General features: G+C 72.3%; 15 protein-coding genes. 9 read left to right on the top strand and 6 right to left on the bottom strand.

Going from position 1 to position 18,643, the window contains the following annotated elements:
* Nucleotides 1–1,260, bottom strand: a 1,260-nt coding sequence (locus E1289_RS28635) for a glutamine synthetase family protein (RefSeq protein WP_207929205.1), incomplete at its 3' end; no start/stop codon positions are given.
* 2 nt (nt 1,261–1,262) lie between these two features.
* Nucleotides 1,263–2,675 (bottom strand): amidase family protein, encoded by a 1,413-nt coding sequence (locus E1289_RS28630; RefSeq protein WP_207929203.1) that lies wholly within the window; start codon nt 2,673–2,675, stop codon nt 1,263–1,265.
* Nucleotides 2,676–2,921: 246 nt separating this feature from the next.
* Here E1289_RS28630 and purB point away from each other — a divergent pair, with 246 nt between their 5' ends.
* The 4 genes from purB (at nt 2,922) to E1289_RS28610 (ending at nt 7,319) form a co-directional block, all read left to right on the top strand.
* Complete coding sequence (gene purB, locus E1289_RS28625; RefSeq protein ID WP_131985632.1) at nt 2,922–4,214, top strand: adenylosuccinate lyase; 1,293 nt, start codon at nt 2,922–2,924, stop codon at nt 4,212–4,214.
* Nucleotides 4,192–4,593, top strand: coding sequence for a GNAT family N-acetyltransferase (locus tag E1289_RS28620; protein ID WP_131985630.1), 402 nt, complete (start codon nt 4,192–4,194; stop codon nt 4,591–4,593). Before purB ends, E1289_RS28620 begins: the two co-directional genes overlap by 23 nt.
* Before the next feature lie 119 nt (nt 4,594–4,712).
* Nucleotides 4,713–6,194 carry a protoporphyrinogen oxidase gene (gene hemG, locus E1289_RS28615; RefSeq protein ID WP_207929202.1) on the top strand — a complete coding sequence of 494 codons (1,482 nt, stop codon included), beginning with the start codon at nt 4,713–4,715 and terminating at the stop codon, nt 6,192–6,194.
* A 39-nt stretch (nt 6,195–6,233) separates the two neighbouring features.
* Nucleotides 6,234–7,319 (top strand): methyltransferase, encoded by a 1,086-nt coding sequence (locus tag E1289_RS28610; protein ID WP_165970646.1) that lies wholly within the window; start codon nt 6,234–6,236, stop codon nt 7,317–7,319.
* Between the two features lie 111 nt (nt 7,320–7,430).
* Here the strand turns inward: E1289_RS28610 and E1289_RS28605 are convergent, their stop codons facing one another.
* On the bottom strand, nt 7,431–9,254 hold the full coding sequence (locus E1289_RS28605; protein ID WP_279488002.1) for an ABC transporter ATP-binding protein: 1,824 nt from the start codon (nt 9,252–9,254) through the stop codon (nt 7,431–7,433).
* A gap of 73 nt (nt 9,255–9,327) precedes the next feature.
* On the bottom strand, nt 9,328–10,716 hold the full coding sequence (locus E1289_RS28600; RefSeq protein ID WP_131985626.1) for an NDP-hexose 2,3-dehydratase family protein: 1,389 nt from the start codon (nt 10,714–10,716) through the stop codon (nt 9,328–9,330).
* A 283-nt stretch (nt 10,717–10,999) separates the two neighbouring features.
* Here E1289_RS28600 and E1289_RS28595 point away from each other — a divergent pair, with 283 nt between their 5' ends.
* From E1289_RS28595 to E1289_RS28580, 4 genes are all read left to right on the top strand, one after another.
* Nucleotides 11,000–12,154, top strand: coding sequence for a nucleotide disphospho-sugar-binding domain-containing protein (locus tag E1289_RS28595; RefSeq protein ID WP_131985624.1), 1,155 nt, complete (start codon nt 11,000–11,002; stop codon nt 12,152–12,154).
* A gap of 174 nt (nt 12,155–12,328) precedes the next feature.
* On the top strand, nt 12,329–12,940 hold the full coding sequence (locus E1289_RS28590) for a glyoxalase (RefSeq protein WP_131985622.1): 612 nt from the start codon (nt 12,329–12,331) through the stop codon (nt 12,938–12,940).
* 286 nt (nt 12,941–13,226) lie between these two features.
* Nucleotides 13,227–14,213, top strand: a complete 987-nt coding sequence (locus tag E1289_RS28585) for a methyltransferase (RefSeq protein ID WP_207929197.1) — start codon at nt 13,227–13,229, stop codon at nt 14,211–14,213.
* 57 nt (nt 14,214–14,270) lie between these two features.
* A complete protein-coding gene (locus tag E1289_RS28580; RefSeq protein WP_207929195.1) occupies nt 14,271–15,242 on the top strand; it encodes a Gfo/Idh/MocA family oxidoreductase in 972 nt (323 codons plus the stop codon).
* Here the strand turns inward: E1289_RS28580 and E1289_RS28575 are convergent.
* Together E1289_RS28575 and E1289_RS28570 are read right to left on the bottom strand one after the other, a co-directional pair.
* Nucleotides 15,232–16,404, bottom strand: coding sequence for a DegT/DnrJ/EryC1/StrS family aminotransferase (locus tag E1289_RS28575; RefSeq protein WP_279488000.1), 1,173 nt, complete (start codon nt 16,402–16,404; stop codon nt 15,232–15,234). The two genes, E1289_RS28580 and E1289_RS28575, sit on opposite strands and share 11 nt — an antisense overlap.
* 92 nt (nt 16,405–16,496) lie before the next feature.
* Nucleotides 16,497–17,225 (bottom strand): SDR family oxidoreductase, encoded by a 729-nt coding sequence (locus tag E1289_RS28570; RefSeq protein ID WP_243713212.1) that lies wholly within the window; start codon nt 17,223–17,225, stop codon nt 16,497–16,499.
* A gap of 180 nt (nt 17,226–17,405) precedes the next feature.
* Here E1289_RS28570 and E1289_RS28565 point away from each other — a divergent pair.
* Nucleotides 17,406–18,643, top strand: a 1,238-nt coding sequence (locus E1289_RS28565) for an FAD-dependent monooxygenase (protein ID WP_131985616.1), incomplete at its 3' end; no start/stop codon positions are given.

The following is an 18,643-nucleotide window of genomic DNA, read 5'->3' as shown; positions in this document are numbered from 1 at the left end:
GGCGGTCAGCCCTTCCAGGCCCGCGTGGAGCTGGGCCGCGATGGACAGGTACGGGTTCGCGCACGACTCCCCGACGCGGTTCTCGACGTGCGTCGCGCTACCGCCGCTGAGCACCCGCACCATCGCGGTGCGGTCCTCGAAGCGCCAGTCGACCGAGGTCGGGGAGAGCGAGAACTCCGGTCCCAGCCGCCGGTAGCCGTTCACGGTCGGGACGCTGGGCAGGCACAGCTCGCGGGCATGCGACAGCAGGCCCGCGACGTAGGACTCCCCCTCGGGCGACATCACGTCGAGCGCGTTGCCGTCGGCCGCGAACACGTTGCGGCCGGTCTTGGTGCTCGTGACGGACTGGTGCAGATGCCAGCCGCTGGAGTCGAAGCCGTCCAGGCGCGGCAGCGTCATGAAGGACGCGTGCATGCCGCGTCGCCTGCAGAACCGCTTGACCTGGGTACGGAAGAGCAGCATCGCGTCCGCCGCGTCCAGGGCCAGCATCGGGCCGAAGGTGGTTTCGAGCTGCCCCGGGCCTGACTCGTGCTCCATCGAGCGCAGCGGGAGGCCGAGCGCGACGAGCATCGCGGCCAGCGGGTCCGCGACGTCCGCCACCGAGTCGTAGTAGCCGTCCAGGTTGAACTGGTAGCCGGGGTTCACGGCCTCCACCGCCGGGGCGGGCCCCTGCCGGCCGAAGCCGTTCCCCGCGTTGCCTGGCGGCCCGCCGGTCAGCCGGGTGAGGTACCACTCGACCTCCAGGCCGATGACCGGGGCCAGGTCGTGCTTGGCGTACTGGGCGCAGACTCGGCGCAGGACGTCGCGGGAGGCGAGCGGGTGCGGCGAGCCGTCGCGCAGGTACTCGTTCCCGAGCACCCAGGCGGTCCTCGGCTCGGTCCCGGGCAGCACCTGGAACGTGCGCGGATCCGGGACGAGCACGAAGTCGCCCGCGCCGAGCAGCTCGCCGACCCCCACCCCGGTCTCGGCGAGGAAGTCGACGGCGACGGCATGGCCGGTGTCGAAGATCAGCGGCCCGGCGCTGAAGTCCATGCCGTTGCGCAGCACGGCGCGGAAGACGTTCGCGGGCACGGTCTTCGACCGGGCGAGCCCGTGCGGGTCGCAGAACGCGACCCGGACGAGATCGACCTCGTCCAGCTGCACCTCGACCCGCTCGGCAGCGGCGGCCTGGCGGTCGTCCCAGAGCCCGAACTCGGCCACGAACGCCGGGGACCCGACGCCGCCCTCCTCGCCGTGCCGGGACCATGGCCTGGACATCATGATCATTCCTCTTTCGTTTCCGGGGCGGGCGCGATCGCGAGGCCGAGTTCCGCCTCGACGAGGGCGGCGGCCGAGAGCACCAGGTCGTCGTCGCCGACCCGGCCCACGAGCTGGAGCCCGGCCGGGAGCCCGCCGGACGTGACGCCGGCGGGCAGGGTCAGCGCCGGCTGGCCGGTGATGTTGAAGGGGTAGGTGGCGGGCGACCACGCCAGCCAGAGCAGGTCGTCCGGGTCGGCGGCCCAGGACGGGGCGATCGCGTCGGCGGCGAACGGCTCGGTGGGGACGGTCGCCATGGCCAGGAGGTCGTAGTCCGCCATCACCGAGCCCAGCGTCGCCCGCAGGGCCATCCGCGTCTCCTCGGCGCGCATGACCGCCGTGCCGCTCAGGGAGCGTCCGTACCGCACGAGCGCGGCCCGGCCCTCGTCGCACCACGCCTCGTCCTCCGGCGCGGTGCCGCTCGCCTCGGAGACCGCGAGGAGGTCCACCAGGGCCGCGTACGGGTCGGGGAAGGGGACCTCGATGCGGTCGACGTGATGCCCCTGCCCGGTCAGCACCGGCAGAACGTCCTCGGTGACCCGGCGGACCTCGCCGGACGTCCCGGGGAACTCGATCCAGCCGATCCGCAGCGGGACGGGCGGTGTCGCGAGCGTGGGCGGGCCGGTCACCGAGTCCGGGTCGCGGTGGTCGGGACCGGCCAGCACCGACGTGAGCGCGGCGACATCGGCGACGGTCCGCCCGAGCGGCCCGACGTGCGCCAGCCGCTCGGGGCAGGGCGGCACGTAGGGAATCCGGCCGAAGGACGGCTTGAACCCGACCACGCCGCAGAACGCCGCGGGAATGCGGACCGATCCCGCCCCGTCGGTGCCGACGGACGCGGTGCACAGCCCCGCCGACACCGCGGCGGCGGACCCGCCGCTGGAGCCCCCGGCCGACCTGCCGCGGTTCCAGGGGTTGCGGGTGGGGCCGGCGAGCCTGCCCACCGTGCTCGCGCTCCAGCCGAACTCCGACGTGGCGGTCTTCCCCACCACGATCGCCCCCGCCGCGCGGAGGCGGGCGACGGCGGGGGCGTCCGCGGCGGGGCGGCGGTTCGGCAGCAGCGAGCCCCTCCGGGTCGGCAGGTCCCGCGTCTGGATGAGGTCCTTCACCGACACCGTGACGCCGAGCAGCGGCCGGTCGCGGAAGGCGGCCGCGCCGAACTCCGAGACGAGCCGGTCGGCCGCCTCGGCCTCCCGCAGCGCACCGTCGCCCGCGACCGCGACGAACGCACCGAGCTCCCCGTCCGTTTCGCGGATGGCGTCGAGCACGGTCCGCACGTGTTCGGCGACCGTGGCATGACCCCGCAGGAACAGCTCCCTCGTCTCAGGAATGCCGCGGCAGATCCGCCGGTGATTTCTGCTGGCCGTTGAAACTGACACATGACCACTACATGGCACGGGACAAAGCTCGTGCAAGTGGTGGATCGCCGGGGCCGCCGCCCTAGGGAGCAAGCTCGGAGAAAAATTCGTTCACGGCCGGGCGCGGAGCGTTCAACTGCGGAAAATCAGCGGCTGAACAAAGGCGTTCGCGGAGAATCCGGTCAGGACGCTGAAGCCGCTATACATCGCGCCGCGGCAATTACTATCCTGCGGCTGCCGGTTACGGCCCGCGGAAGGACGACGGACATGATATCCCGCTATTCACTGCCCGAGATGGCGGAGATCTGGTCGGATCAGGCCCGCTACGCGACCTGGGTCAAGGTGGAACTCCTGGCGTCCCAGGCGCAGACACTGCTCGGGCGGGTCCCGCCGGAGGCGCTGGCGGACATCCGGAACGCCCGGGTGCCGTCCGCGGAGCGCGTGGCGGAGATCGAGCGCGAGCGCGACCACGAGATCCTCTCCTTCCTCACGGCCTTCTGCGAGGACATCCCCGACGACTCCGCCCGGTGGGTGCACCTCGGCATGACGAGCTACGACCTCGTGGACACGGCGCTCGGGTACAACCTCGCCCGTGCCTGCGACCTGCTGCTCCGCGCGGTGGCACGGCTCCGCGGCGTCCTGGCGGAGAAGGCGGCCGAGCACTGGGACACGGTGTGCATCGGGCGCACCCACGGGATGCACGCGGAGCCCACGACGTTCGGCCACAAGCTCGCCGGGTTCGCCTTCGCGACCGACCGGGCGATGCGGCGCCTGGAGGCCGCGCGGGACGCGGTCGCGGTGGGCACGATCTCGGGGTCGGTCGGGACCTACGCGCTGATCGACCCCTTCGTCGAGAAGTACGTGTGCGGGGAACTCGGCCTCGGCGCGGAGCCCGCGCCCAGCCAGGTCGTCGCCCGCGACCGGCATGCGCAGCTCGTGCAGGCGGCGGCGACGCTCGGCGCCTGCATCGAGCAGATCGCCACCGAGGTGCGGCTGCTCTCGCGCAGCGAGGTCCGGGAGGTGGAGGAGAGCCGGACGTCCGGCTACCAGGGGTCGAGCGCCATGCCGCACAAGCGCAACCCGACGGGCAGCGAGCGCCTGGTCGGGCTGGCCCGGCTGCTCCGCGGGTACGCGGGCACGATGCTGGAGAACGTCGCGCTCTGGCACGAGCGGGACCTGTCCCACTCGTCGGTGGAGCGGGTCGTCCTGCCGGACGCGATGATCGTCGCCCACTACCAGACCACCTCGGCCGCGGACCTGGTGGAGGCCCTCGACGTGTTCCCGGACCGGATGCGCGGCGCGATCGACCAGACCGGCGGCCTGGCGTACAGCTCGGCGGTGCTGGCCGACCTGCTGGCGGACGGCACCGAGCGAGAGCACGCCTACCGGGCGGTCCAGACGGCCGCGAACGGCGCGATCGACTCCGGCGAGACGCTCGACGCCCGGCTCCGCGCCCAGGGAATCGATATCGGGCCGCTGGAGCCGGAGCGTTTCCTGGTCCACCACGACGTGATCCTCAAACGATTGGAAATCCTCCGTGACATGGGACATCAAGCGTGAGAACGGCGTCGAACTGGACCTGGACGACGTCCTGGAGGTCTACCGGTCCTCCGGACTGGGCGAGCGCCGGCCGATAGCGGAGACCGAGCGCATGGCGGCGATGGTGCGGAACGCCGACCTCGTCGTCACCTGCCGTATCAACGGGGTGCTCATCGGCATCGCGCGGAGCATCTCCGACTTCTCCTACGTGACCTACCTCTCCGATATCGCGGTACGCCGTGCGCACCAGAGATCCGGTATCGGGAGGGCCCTCATCGAGGCGACGCGGAAAGAGGCGCCGCAGGCCAAGATCGTGCTCCTGTCTGCGCCCGCCGCGGCGGACTACTACCCGCACATCGGTTTCACTCAACACAATTCCGCATGGGTGCTGAACCCCTGAGAACGACGCCGGACCTTTAAGGCGAGAAGCCCTTGTCCACCGGCGCTCGACCGGTGTTATGGGCGGTGGTGCCACCGTGTGGTGACGCGGTTTCCAAGCAAGTCGAGGGAGTGTGCGTGATGGTGAACCAGGAAATGGGCGTCGGGCGGCGTTCCGCCCGGGACGGGACGTCCGGCGTGCCGCATGTCGTGATCGTCGGCGGTGGGATCGCGGGGCTGTCCGCGGCGTTCCTGCTGCGCGACGAGCCGGTGCGGTTGACGCTCTGCGAGGAGTCGTCCCGGCTGGGCGGGCAGCTGGCCGTCTCGGAGGTCGCGGGTGTCGCGGTGGACGAGGGCGCCGAGGCGGTGTGGCGTCCCAAGACCGAGTGGCTGATCGGCCAGACGTCACTGGGCGACCGGCTCGTGTCGGCCGACAACGCCGCCGTGGCGACATGGACCCGGGGCGGGATGTGGCCGCTGCCCGACGGTCACTTCATGAGCGTGCCCTCGGACCTGGACGCGCTGGCCCGGTCGGGCGTGCTGTCCGACGAGGGGGTCGCCCGGGCGAAGGAGGACCGTGAGCTCCCCGAGACGCCCCGGAACGGGGACGTGTCGCTGGGCGAGTACGTCGCGGCGCGGTTCGGCCAGGAGGTCGTGGACCGGCTGGTCGATCCGTTCGTGCACGAGATGTGCGCCGGCCGCGCGGCGGAACTGTCGTTCGAGGCCACGTTGCCGCCGCTGGCGATGGCGTCGCGCAAGCGCACGTCGCTGGCCGACGCGGCGGGCATGCTGGTCCCCAAGCCGGGTTCGGGCGTGCCCGAGCTGCACAGCGGGCTGGGCACGCTCGTCGGCGGGATGGGCGCGCTGCCCGGCGCGATGGCCGACGCCGTGCTCGCCTCCTCCCCCGGAGCCGCGTTGCGGACCGGGACCAGGGTGACCGACCTGGCGCGGGACGGGCACGGCTGGCGACTGAAGGTGGACGCGGCCTCCGGCCGGGAGGACATCGCGGCCGACGCGGTCATCCTCGCGGTCCCGGCGGGCCCCGCCGGCAGCCTGCTGGCCGGGCTCCCCGATACCGGCACGGCCTGCACCGGGCTGGCGGAGATCCCGTACGCGAGCGCGGTGATGATCACGCTGGCCTACCCGCGCGGGACGTTCCGCGGCGGGCCGGCCGAGGGCGGGCTCGCCGGCTACCGGGTGCCGGCGATCGACGGGCGGACGGTCCGGTCGGTCACGTTCTCGTCCGTGAAGTGGCGGCACATGGCCGGCGACGTGGAGATCGTGCGGTGCCAGGCCGGTGGTGTCGACGCGCGGGACCTGCTGGAGCGCGACGACGCCGACCTCGCCGCGCTGGCGGCCGGCGAGCTCGCCGAGGCCACCGGGGCGGCCGGTGAGCCGGTGGCGAGCCGGGTGAGCCGGTGGGACCGGGCGCTGCCCCAGTACACCGTCGGCCATCCCGCCCGGTCCAAGCAGATCCGTGGCCGGCTCGCCGCCCAACCCGGCCTCGCGGTCTGCGGCGCCGCCTACGAGGGGGTCGGCATCGGCCAATGCATGAACACCGGGCGCAAGGCCGCCCAGCAGGTCCTCACCCACCTCGACACCGCCGCGGAGCGCGGTGCGTGACCCGCGACATCAGCAGCCGAAAGGCGGGAGGTAGTAACGATGGGTGCTGCACAAAGCGGCGGTCCTGCGGGCGGCGGTCCTGCGGGCGGCGGTCCTCCGGGCGGCGGAGCGAACGCGGAGAACGTGCGGAGGCTGCGCGCGCTGTCCGACCTGATAACGCCGTACGCCATCCGGGTCGCCGCCACGCTGCGGCTGGCGGATCTGATCGAGGCCGGTGCACGGCGCCCCGATGAGCTCGGCGCGCGGTGCGGGGCGGATCCGGCCGCCCTGGAACGGCTGCTGCGGCACCTCGTCGCCAAGGGCGTGTTCGCGCAGCCGGAACCGGGGGAGTTCGCGCTGACCGAGCTGTCCCGCCTGCTGCTCACGGACCGGTCCGACGGGGGCATGCGGCCCTGGCTGGACATGGACGGCGGGCTGGGGCGTTCCGACCTGGCCCTGTCCGGGATGCTCCAGGTCGCGCGCACCGGGCGGCCCGTGTACGAGGACATGTTCGGGCGGACGTTCTGGGCGGACCTGGAGGCCGATCCCGAGCGCGGCCGGGCCTTCGACGCGCTGATGGCGGCGCAGGTCTCACTGGTCGCGGACGAGGTCACCACCGCCTACGACTGGTCGGACGTGCGCAACGTCGTGGACGTCGGAGGCGGAACGGGCACGCTCCTGGCCGCCCTGCTCACCAAGCACCCCTCCCTGCGGGGGACACTCGTCGACCTGCCGTCCGTCGTCGAGACGGGGCGGCAGGACCTCGCCGCGGCGGGCCTTGCCGACCGCTGCGCGTTCCACCCGGGAAGCTTCTTCTCCGCCCTGCCGTCCGACGGTGACGTCTACGTCCTGTCGCGGGTCCTCCACGACTGGGACGACGACGATGCGCGGGCGATCCTGCGCCGCTGCGCCGAGGCCGCCGAGGCCGCGGGCCCCTCGGCCCGGGTGCTGGTCATCGAGCAGCTCGTCGCCGAGCAGGGGAACTCGCCGATGACCACCGCCATGGACCTGCGGATGCTCGCCGTCATCGGCGGGCAGGAGCGTTCGCTGGACGAGTACCGCGCGATCGCGGCCGACGCGCGGCTTTCACTGCGGGACACCATCGCCACCGAGTCGGGACGCTCGATCCTGGAGTTCACCGGCTGACCTACGCGGCGGGACCGCGCGGGCCGCGACGACCGGAAACGGCGTCGCGGCCTTCGGCCGCTCCGGCCAGGCCAGGCCGGGTCGGGTCGGGGCGGGGCGGGTCGGTTTCCGTCAGGGGGTCCGGGCCGCCGGCTCGAAGATGTCGACGTCGCGGTCGACCAGCGCCGCGTAGTGGCCGCGCCGGTCGAGCAGCTCGGTGTGGGTGCCGCGCTCGACGATCTCGCCCGCGTCCAGCACGATGATCTCGTCGGCCTCCCGGATCGTGGACAGCCGGTGGGCGATCGTGATCGTGGTGCGGCCCGCGCTCACCGCCTCGATGGCCTCCAGCACGGCCCGCTCAGTGTGCGTGTCGAGGGCGCTGGTGGCCTCGTCCAGCACGAGGATGAGCGGGTCGCGCAGGACGGCGCGGGCGATCGCGAGACGCTGCTTCTCCCCGCCGGACAGCCGGTAGCCGCGCTCACCGATCACGGCCTGGTAGCCGTGCGGCAGCGACATGATGTGGTCGTGGATCTGCGCGGTCTTCGCGGCGGCGACGAGCTCCTCGTCGGTCGCGCCGGGCCTGGCGAACCGCAGGTTCTCGGCGACGGTGGCGTGGAACAGGTAGATCTCCTGGGACACCACGCCGACCGTGGTGGCGAGCGTGGCGAAGGACATCCGCCGCACGTCGACGCCATCGATCGTGACGCGCCCGGACGTCGGGTCGTACAGCCGGGGGATGAGGTAGCTGAGCGTGGTCTTGCCGGCGCCGGTCTCGCCGACGATCGCGAGGCTGTGCCCGGCGGGGACGGTCACGTCGATGCCGCTGAGCGTGGGCCGGTCCGCGCCGGCGTAGGAGAAGGAGACGTCCCGCAGCCGGAGCTCTCCGCGCGGTGCCGCCGGGGCGATCGGGTGGTCCGGCTCGGGGATGTCGACCGGCAGGTCGAGGTACTCGAAGATGCGGTCGAACAGTTCGAGCGACGCCTGCATCTCGACTCCGACGTCCAGGAGCTGGACCATCGGCCGGAACAGGTTCAGCTGCAGGGTGGTGAAGGCCACCACCGTGCCGATGGAGATCGCCGAGCCGGGTCCGGCCAGCCCGGCCGCCCAGTAGGTCAGCGCCGGCATGGAGGACATGACGATCTGGATCCACGACTGGCTCCAGCGCCCCGCCATGCTGGACCGGACCTCCAGGTCGGCGACCTTGTCGGACTCGGCCGCGAAGGTGTCGTTCAGCGACCGGGAGCGGCCCATCGTGTGGCTGAGCAGGATGCCGCTCACCGACAGCGACTCCTGGACGATCGAGGAGATCGCCGCGAGCTGGCGCTGCCGGTCGCGGGTGATGCGGCGGCGCTCCTTCCCGATGCGGCGGCTGAGCCATCCGAAGAAGGGCATCATCGCCAGCGACGCGATGGCGAGCCGCCAGTCGAGGACGATCATGGCGATGACCGTGGCGATCACCGTGGTCAGGTTGGACACGAGCGTGGTCGCGGTGGTCGTCACGGTGGCCTGCATGCCGCCGATGTCGTTGGCGATGCGCGACTGCACCTCGCCGGTGCGGGTCCTGGTGAAGAAGGCCAGCGACATGCGCTGCAGGTGCGTGTAGACGGCGGTGCGCAGGTCGTGCATGACGCGCTGGCCGACCTTGGTGGAGACGTAGCTCTGCAGGACGCCGAACACGCTGTTGGCGACCGACACGACGATCATGCCGAGCGCCAGCACGGTCAGCAGGCCCGTCCGCCCCTGCGGCAGGGCCACGTCCACGACCTCCCGGATCAGGAACGGGTTGACCAGGGAGACGAGCGATGAGGCGACGACGAGGGCGCCGACGGACAGCAGGCTCAACCGGTACGGGCGGAACAGTCCGAGGATGCGCCGCAGCGGCACACGGGCCGTCGGGCCGCCCGTCTCGGCGGAGCTCGAAGTCTTGGCGGAGCTCAGGGTCTCGGCGGAGCTCAAACAGGGCCTCCTCGGCGTCCGGCGGGGCTGCGGCCGGGCCGGGAGGCCGCCGGCGATGCCCCCGATGCCCGGATCACACGGGCGCGTGGTCGACGCCGGCCGCGTGCGTGTTGAGGACGGCCAGCAGGGTCCGGGCCTGCACGTTGACGTAGTGGCTGTGCCCGGCCAGCCAGTTCAGCTGCCCCGGGGTGATCCAGTGGTAGCCGGGCGGGGCCTCGGCGGGGGTCGTCGACTCGTCGGTCTCCGCGATCAGGTAGCGGCTCTCGGCGTTGCGGAACCGGCCGCCCTCCTCCGAGTGGACCGCCGAGTAGCGGATGCGGTCGGGCGGCATGCCGGCCATCAGGTCGAGGAACGGGGGCCGCTCCGCCGGCGGCAGGTGGGCGTAGTTCCCCGGGACGTACTGCACGGTCGGGCCGAGTTCGGCGGTGTCGAGGAATCCGCCCTCGACGCGGGCGTGCACCAGGACGTGCGGGACGCCGCCGAAGGTGCGGTACGCGAAGCCGACGATCCCGCGCCCGACGGGTTCGAAGAGGGGCTGGGTCCAGCTGGAGACCTCGCGGGCGGAGCCCTCCACCGCGACCGCGACCACCCGGAAGAACCTCCCGTCCGCCCGATGGACGGAGTCCGCGTCGCGATGCCATCCGGTCACGTCGCGCAGGGGCATGCGGCGGGCCTGGACGTCATGGCGGGCACGTTCCCCGGTGAACCAGGACAGCAGCCCGCTGTCCGGCGACAGCGCCGTGCGCTCGGGATGCGCCATCGGCGCGCTGCCCAGCACGGTGCGCGCGTCCATGTTCACCAGGTTGTCCTCGTGGAGCAGCGCGCCGAGCTGCCCGAGGGTCAGCCAGCGGAAGTCGTCGCCGGCCGGCACGTCCCCGTCCGCTTCGACGATCATGTTGCGGTTGCGCTTCCGGTAGAACCACGAGCCGTGCTCGGACTGGAGCACGTCGGTGAGCACCCGGTCCGGGTCCGGGCGGAGGAAGTGGTCCAGGTACCTGACCGTCGCTCCTCCGTGCGCCTTGGTGTAGTTGCTCCGGGTGGCCTGCACGGTCGGGGAGAGCTGCACCAGGTTGGGATTTCCGGGCTCCATCTTGGCCTGCATCAGGAAATGGAGCGTCCCGCCGAACTCCTTGGCCAGGATGCCGAGGATGCCGATCTCCGGTTGCACGATGATGGGCTGCTGCCAGTCGTCGTCCGGCCGGACGACGTGCAGTCCCTCGACGGAGAAGAACCGTCCGCTGCGATGTCTCAGGTCACCGGTGCCGGCCGCGAACGACCAGCCGTCGAGTTCCGCGAAGGGGATCCGCCGCACCCGGGCCGCGCACGCCCGCCTGCGGGCGTCCAGCCAGCCGGCCACGTCGCCGGTTGCCATCCCGGCGCCCTCCGCGGCCGCCGCGGACCGGGCCAGCCGTTCAGCGGTTCCCGCACCGGAGCGCGGCCTCGGCAGCAGCCCTGCGGTCATGGCACATCACCGTTCCTCCTCGGTTCGGGCGCCGGTACCCGGTGGAGCACCACGGCGGGTCCGGCAGGCCGTTTCAGGCTAACGACCCGGGCTCTTTCCGGGCGCCTTTCATATTGCGCCCTATCGTGCGCTCCGGTCGCCTCCGTTCGACTGCCGACATCCGCGGTTGAACGCGGGAAGCAAAGGGACCGGCGAAAGCGCCAGGCCCTTATGGCGATCACCGGGAACGCCCCCATAATCGGATGGATGTGAGCAGATCACCACCCGAGACATACGAGGCGCCATGAAATTCTTGTTCACGCCGGTCGGCAGTCAGGTGACCGTCTACGCCGTCGCACCTCTCGCCACGGCCGTGCGGAATGCGGGGCACGAGGTCCTCCTGGCCGCCAACGAGCCGCTCATGGAGTTCGCGGCGGCCACGCAGCTTCCGGCGGTCTCGATCATGCCGGAGCCGACCCGGCACTTCGTGATGAACGGCCCCGCGAAGCACGCCGCCCAGGGTCCCGAGGACCTGCGGGAGGAGATGCTGGGCACGGGCCGGGGCTTCGCCCGGATGGCCACCGCCGCGCTCGGCCCGCTGCTGGACCTGGCGGACGACTGGCCCCCCGACCTGGTCGTCGGCGGCTCGATGAGTTACGCGGCGGGACTGCTCGCCACCCGGCTCAAGGTCCCCTATGTCCGCCATGCCGAGTATCTCGGGGTCCCGACGCAGGACGTCGACCCGGGCGCCGAGGAGGGGCTCCGGTCCGAGCTGCGGCACCTGGGGCTGGCGGGGCTGCCGGATCCGGCGCTGTTCGTCGAGGCGTGCCCGCCGTCCCTCCGGTCGCCGCACGCCCCGGACGGGCGGGCGATGCGCTGGATCCCGAGCAATCCCCAGCGCCGCCTGGAACGGTGGATGTACACCCGTCCCGAGGGGCGCCGGCGCGTGCTGATCACCTCGGGCGGCCACTTCCGCATGCTCTCCGCCGTCGCGCTGCGGCACCTGACGGCGGAGCTGGCCGCCGAGGGCGCGGAGGTGCTCGTCGCGGCGCCCGGGAAGGCCGCCGAGGAGTTCCGCGCCGAGCTGGGCGAGGGCGTCCGCGTCGGCTGGATGCCGCTGGACGCGGTCGCCCCGACCTGCGATCTCGTGGTGAACCACGGAGGCGCCACCACCGCCATGACGGCCCTGGCCGCGGGGGCACCGCAGCTGATCTACCCACCGAACACCCACACCAAGGCCATCGCGGAGGCGCTGACCGGGTACGGCGCCGCGCTGACGGTGCCGCCCGGGCGGTACGGACCCGACGAGGAGGTGGCCGCGGCGTTCGCCGCGGGCTGCCGGGAAATACTGTCCGGGCCCCGGTACTCGGAGCGGGCGCGGGCCCTCGCCGCGGAGAACGCGGCGCTGCCGGCGCCCGCCGAGATGGTGCGCACGATGGAGGCGCTCGCCGCCGCCTAGGCATTGTTGAACGGCTGCCCGGTTCCAGAAAGATGGACAACTCCCGCCATGTCGCGTGATCTCGTCCATGACCAGCGGTTCCGGCGGAGATGATCTCGGCCCGCGGGCGGGAATCGAACCGGCCGATCAGGATTGGACAAGCACGGACCGGTGAACACACCTAGCATGGTCGTCATGGCTTCCGTCGAATTCGTCACTCTAGAGGTGGCCGACACCGCGGCCGCCGAGCGTTTCTACACATCCGCCCTCGATATGGACAAATACCTGCGTCTGGAGGCATCGGACGCGGCGACGAGCGGTTTCCGCGGGTTCACGATGTCGCTCATCGTGTCCCAGCCGGCCAACGCCGACGCCGTCATCGACGCCTTTCTCAAGGCAGGCGCCACCTCGCTGAAGCCGGCCAAGAAGTCCCTCTGGGGCTACGGCGGCGTCGTCCAGGCCCCGGACGGGACCGTCTGGACCGTCGCGTCCCAGTCGAAGAAGGACTCCGGCCCGGCCGCCCGCGAGATCGACGAGACCGTGCTCCAGCTGGGAGTCGCGGACGTGGCCGCGAGCAAGCAGTTCTACGTCGACCACGGCTTCGAGGTGACGAAGAGCTACGGCCGCAAGTACGTCGAGTTCGCCACGCCCTCCAGTCCCGTCAAACTCTCGCTCTACAAGCGCCGCGGCCTCGCGAAGGTCGCCGGCGTCGACGCCGAGGGCAGCGGATCGCACCGGATCAAGATCGGCAGCGCGGCCGGCCCCTTCACCGACCCGGACGGCTTCGTCTGGGTGTCCGCCAAGTAACGACGACCACACGCGGCGGCAGCCGCGATCCGGCCCGCGTGCACGGAACGCGGGCGAAGAACCGGCACCGGGCCCCGGCCCGCGTTCAACCGGCGATCCCGCGCGGTCGAACGCGGCCCGGCGGAGCCTGCCGGTCGCCGGGCCGGCCACGGCGCCTCCGGCGATGCCCACCCGCCACGCGGTTCTCCGCGGCGGGTGCGGCCCGTCCCCGGCGCGCCGGATCCGAGCCGGTCCGCGGACGCTCCCGCGGCCCCATGAGCCAGGAGCACGAGCCAGGAGGTAGCACGTGTCGGACAAGGTGGATCTCTGGGCGCTGAGCGACTTGGCGACCCCCTGGTGCCTGCGCGTGGCGGTGACCCTGGGCGTCGCCGAGCACCTGGCACGGGGCACCACGAAGATCGACGACCTGGCCCGGGAGGCGGACTGCGACGCCGACTCACTGGCCCGCGTGCTGCGTCACCTCGTGGGCAAGGGCGTCTTCGAGGAGCCCGTCGATGGGGAGTTCGCGCTCAACGAGCCGGCTCGCGTCCTGGTCGATCCCGGCCCGGTGCGCGGCAACCTCGATCTCGACGGCTGGGGCGGCAGGGTCGCCGGCGTGTGGAGCGGCCTCCTGTCCACGGTCCGCACGGGCCGCCCGAGCTACCAGGAGGTCTACGGGCGCCCGTACTGGGAGGACCTGGACACCGAACCCGGTCTCGCGGCCAGCTACGACGCGCAGATGAGCAATGGCGGCCGCGACGTCCCCGACCCCGCGGCCCTGGTCGGCGACGACTGGGCGGACGTCCACCACGTGGTGGACGTCGGCGGCGGAGCCGGTGCGATGCTGGCCCAGACCCTGCGCGCCCATCCCCACCTGCGCGGCACACTCGTGGACCTGCCCCGCACGGTGGCCCGCTCCGGCGAGATCTTCGAGTCCGCGGGGGTGCGCGACCGCGTCACCGTGAGCGGGCAGAGCTTCTTCGACCCGCTCCCCCGCGGCGCGGACGTCTACCTGCTCACGCGCCTGCTCCTGGACTGGCCCGACGAGGAGGCGGCCACGCTGCTCACCCGGTGCGCCGAAGCGGCGGCTCCGCACGGCCGCGTCGTCGTGGACGGCGGCGTCTCCCCCGGCGGGGCGCCCCCCAAGGGCGGCCTGATGGTCATGATGCTGACCGGCGGCAGGACGCGGAACCTCGACCAGTTCGGCGCCCTCGCGGCGAAGGCGGGCCTGGCGGTCACCGCGTCCGGCAACGCGCCCTCCGGCCGCTACATCGTCGAGTGCCGTCCGGCCTGAGCCCCCGCAGGGCGCCCGCGACACGAAGACCGGGAGGTCACGATCCGCATGCGACCCATGGTCCGTATGGGAGTCCTGGGGTGCGCGGACATCGCGCTCCGCAAGGTCATGCCGGCGATGACGGAAGCCGGGAACATCGAGCTGGCGGCCGTCGCGAGCCGCGATCCGGCCAAGGCGCGCGACGTCGCCCGGCGGTTCGGCTGCGCCGCGGCCGACGGGTACGACGGCCTGCTCGAACGGGCGGACGTCGACGCGGTGTACATCCCGCTGCCGGCCGGCCTGCACGCGCACTGGGCGGGCCGAGCGCTCGCCGCGGGCAAGCACGTGCTCGCGGAGAAGCCCCTCACCTGCGACCACGCCACCGCTCTGCGCCTGGTGAACCAGGCCAGGACGGCCGGCCTGTGGCTGATGGAGAACTACATGTTCCTCCACCACGGCCAGCACCGAAGGGTCGGCGACCTCGTCGCCGAAGGCCGGATCGGCGCGCTCCGCGTGTTCACCGCGCGCTTCGGCATCCCCCCGCGAGACGCGTCGGACATCCGGTACCGCCCCGAACTGGGCGGTGGCGCGCTGCTGGACGTCGGCGGCTACCCGATCCGCGCCGCGTTCCAATTCCTGGGCCCCGAGCTGGACGTCGTCGGCTCGGTGCTGCGGATGGACGCGGCCAGGGGCGTCGACGTGGCCGGCCACGCCCTGCTGGCCACGCCGTCGGGCATGACGGCCGAGCTCTCCTTCGGATTCGAGCACGCCTACCGGTCCCGCTACTCGCTCTGGGGCGACCGGGCCCGGCTCACGGTGGACCGGGCATTCACCCCGCCCCCGGACCGGCGGCCACTGATCCGCATCGAGTCCGCGGGGCAGACCGAGGAACTGTCGTTTCCGGCGGACCACCAGTTCCGGAACATCACCGAATCCTTCGCCCGGTCGGTCATCCAGAACGCGGACTACGCTCCGCACGCCGCGGCGATCACACGTCAGGCCGAGCTGGTCGACCGGGTGCGCGCCAGGGCGAGACTGATCACCGCCTGAGCCCGGAGGGCACCGGAACCGGGGGCGCGGGCGAGGTGTTCGCCGTGCGCCGCTCGCGGTCGGTCACCTGCCGGCCCGCGGCGGTCGCGCACCGCACGATCTCGCAGATGCGGCGGACGTCCGCCGCGGAGACCGCGGGCCCGGTCGGCAGCGCAAGCACCTGCTCCGCCAGGCGCTCGGTGTGCGGCAGCTCGACGGGGCGCTCCGAGCGGTACGGCTCAACCTGGTGGCAGGCGGGTGCGAAGTAGCGCTGCGCGACGACGTTCTCGGCCTTGAGCACCCGCATCAGCAGGTCGCGGTGGAGACCGGCGCCCGCCTCGTCGATCTTGGCGATCACGTACTGGTGGTTGGAGGTCTCCTCCTCGTCGAAGGGAACGACCGAGACTCCGTCCACCCCGCGCAACTCGGACCGGTAGCGCGCGTGGTTCTCGCGGTTGTGCCGGACGACCTGGTCGAACGCCTCCAGCGAGGTCAGCCCCATCGCCGCGGCGGCCTCGCTCATCTTGGCGTTGGTGCCGGCGCGCTCGATGCGGCCGCCCGGCCCGGAACCGAACGTGCGCAGCGACCGGAGGTGCTGCGCGAGGCCGTCGTCATCGGTGACGACGGCGCCGCCCTCGAAGCTGTTCACCACCTTCGTCGCGTGGAAGCTGAACACCTCCGCGTCCCCGAATCCGCCGACGCGCCGGCCGCGGTGGGTGCAGCCCAGCGCGTGCGCCGCGTCGAAGAGCACCCGCAGGCCGTACCTGGCGCCCGTCTTCTCCAGCTCGCCGACGGGAGCGGGCCGTCCCCACAGGTGGACGCCGACCACAGCCGAGGTGCGGGCGGTCACCGCCGCGTCCGCCTCCCGCGGGTCGAGGCATCCGGTCGCGGGGTCGATGTCGCAGAACACCGGCGTGAGCCCCAGCATCCGGGCGGCGTGCGCGGTGGCCACGTAGGTCATCGACGGCATGATGACCTCGCCGGAGAGCCCCGCGGCCAGGTAGAGGAGCTGCAGCGCCGTGGTCGCGTTGCAGGTGGCCACGCAGTTGCGCACCCCGGCCACCTCCGCCACGCGATCCTCGAACTCCCGGACCAGCGTCCCGTTGGTGAGCCACATATCGTCGAGGGCCCGGTCCAGCCGTGCGAAGAAACGCGACCGGTCGCCTGTGCTGGGCCTTCCCACATAGAGCGGTTCGTCGAATGCCGGGGGCCCGCCGAAAAGGGCGAGGTCATCGATTTTCTGCTTCGCGCCTGATCCCGGTCGTGCCGATTCCGCTACCACGGGACGGTCCCGTTCTCCGCCAGGCAGGCCCCCGACGGCCCGGAGTCGTCGAGCAGCGCCAGCCGGACCGCGATCACCGCGCCCTCCGCTGGGGTCAGCCGCCCGCGGTGCTGGTTGATGTCCGTGGCGACCGGCCCGGGGTTGGCCAGGTTGACCTTGACCGGTGTCCCCTTCAGCTCCTTCGCGTACAGCACCGTGAGGGCGTTCAGCGCCGTCTTCGAGGACTGGTAGGCGAGCATGTTGACGTTCGCGAGCGGGGAACCCGGATCGGTGTTGAGGGTCAGCGACCCCACGTGGCTGGACATGTTGACGATCCGCCCGGCCTCCGACCGGCGCAGCAGCGGCAGCATCGCGTTGGTGACGGACACGACGCCGAAGACGTTGGTCTCGTACACCTCCCGCAGGTCGCCGGCGGTCGCCGCACTGGGCGCCCCGCCGAAGCCCCCGGCGATGCCGGCGTTGTTCACCAGGACGTCCAGGCGGCCGTGGCGCCGCTCGATCCAGGACGCGGCGTCGGCGACGGAGGCCGGGTCGGTCACGTCGATCCGCAGCGGCACGGCGGTGATGCCGCGGCCCGCCAGCGAGTCGGCCGCCGCCTTGCCGCGCACCTCGTCCCTGGCGCCGACGAGCACGACGGCTCCCCGTTCGCCCAACTGCCGTGCGATCTCGAATCCAATGCCCTTGTTGGCGCCGGTGATCAGCGCGATTCTCTCGGCAGGCACGTCCGGAGACCCCTTTCCTTTGCCGGAGGAATGACAGGCCAAATGGTCACCCTTCCACGTCATGGCGGATGATTCCAGGACGTTCAACTGCGCACTCTTCCGCCATTTTGAACCTGAACGCGATGCAGCGTAGCTTGACGATTCAATTCCCCTGCCACAGCCTGCGGAAGGGTCCGGAGAATGAATAATGGCGTGATAGTCGTCGGCGCGGGTCCCGTCGGTTTGCTGCTGGCCGGTGAACTGCGCCTGGCCGGGGTGGACGTCACCGTCCTCGACCGGCTGACCGGCCCGGCCGGGGAGTCCCGCGCGCTCGGCTTCAACCGGCGGGCCGCCGAATCGCTGGACCAGCGCGGGCTGCTCTCCCGGCTCGGTGACTTCAGGTGGGGCCCGATGGGGCACTTCGGCGGTGTCCGGATCGACCTCGGGATGCTGGACGAGGAGCACAGCGGGGTGCTCGGCCTGTCCCAGGCCAGGACCGAGGAGATGCTCGGGAAGTGGCTGGCCGAACTGGGCGTTCCGGTGCGGCGCGGATGCGAGGTGACCGGCTTCCGCGAGACACCGGACGGTGTCGCGGCGACCTTCGGCGGACCGGAGGGCCGCGGGGAGGTCACCGGCGCGTACCTGGTCGGCTGCGACGGTCCGCGCAGTACCGTACGCGCGCTCGCCGGCATCCGCGCTCCCGGCTGGGAGGCAACGCGCGGCATGTACACGGCGGAGATCGCCGGGGTCACTCTGCGGCCGCGGCCCATCGGCGAACGCCTTCCGGGCGGCAACATGGTGCTGTGCACTCCCCTGGGTGACGGCCGCTACCGCATCGTCGTCCACGACAGGAGCCTGCCCCCTCGTCCGGACTCCCGCGCGCTGACGTTCGGCCAGGTCGCCGATTCGTGGCAGCGGCTCACCGGGGAGTCCGTCCACCACGCGCGGCCGCTCTGGTTGTGGGCCTCCGACAATGCCGCCGGGCTCGCCGAGGAGTACCGGCGCGGCCGGGTGTTCCTGGCCGGCGACGCCGCGCACGCCATACCGCCGCTGGCCGCGTGGGGGCTCAGCGCGGGGCTGCTGGACGCGGTGAACCTCGGCTGGAAGCTGGCCGCGACGATCAACGGCCGGGCACCCGGCGGCCTGCTCGACACCTACCACGCCGAGCGCCACCCGGTCGGGCGGCAGCTGATGCGCAACGTCCAGGCGGCGTCCATGCTCTACCTCGGCGAGGACGATCTGGACCCGGTCCGCGAGGTGGTCGGCGAGCTCGCCGCCCACAAGGACGCGGCCGGGCACCTCGCCGGAATGATCAGCGGGCTGGGCATCCGCTACGACATGGGCCCCGGCGACCACCCGCTCCTCGGCAAACGCATCCCACCCGACCAGCGCCTCGCCCGCACCGACGGAACCCGCCCCCGCATCGCCGACCTGCTCCA

This window comes from Actinomadura sp. 6K520 (genome assembly GCF_004349245.1).
GTDB lineage: Bacteria > Actinomycetota > Actinomycetes > Streptosporangiales > Streptosporangiaceae > Spirillospora.
This window is presented reverse-complemented; position numbering and strand designations above follow the sequence as displayed.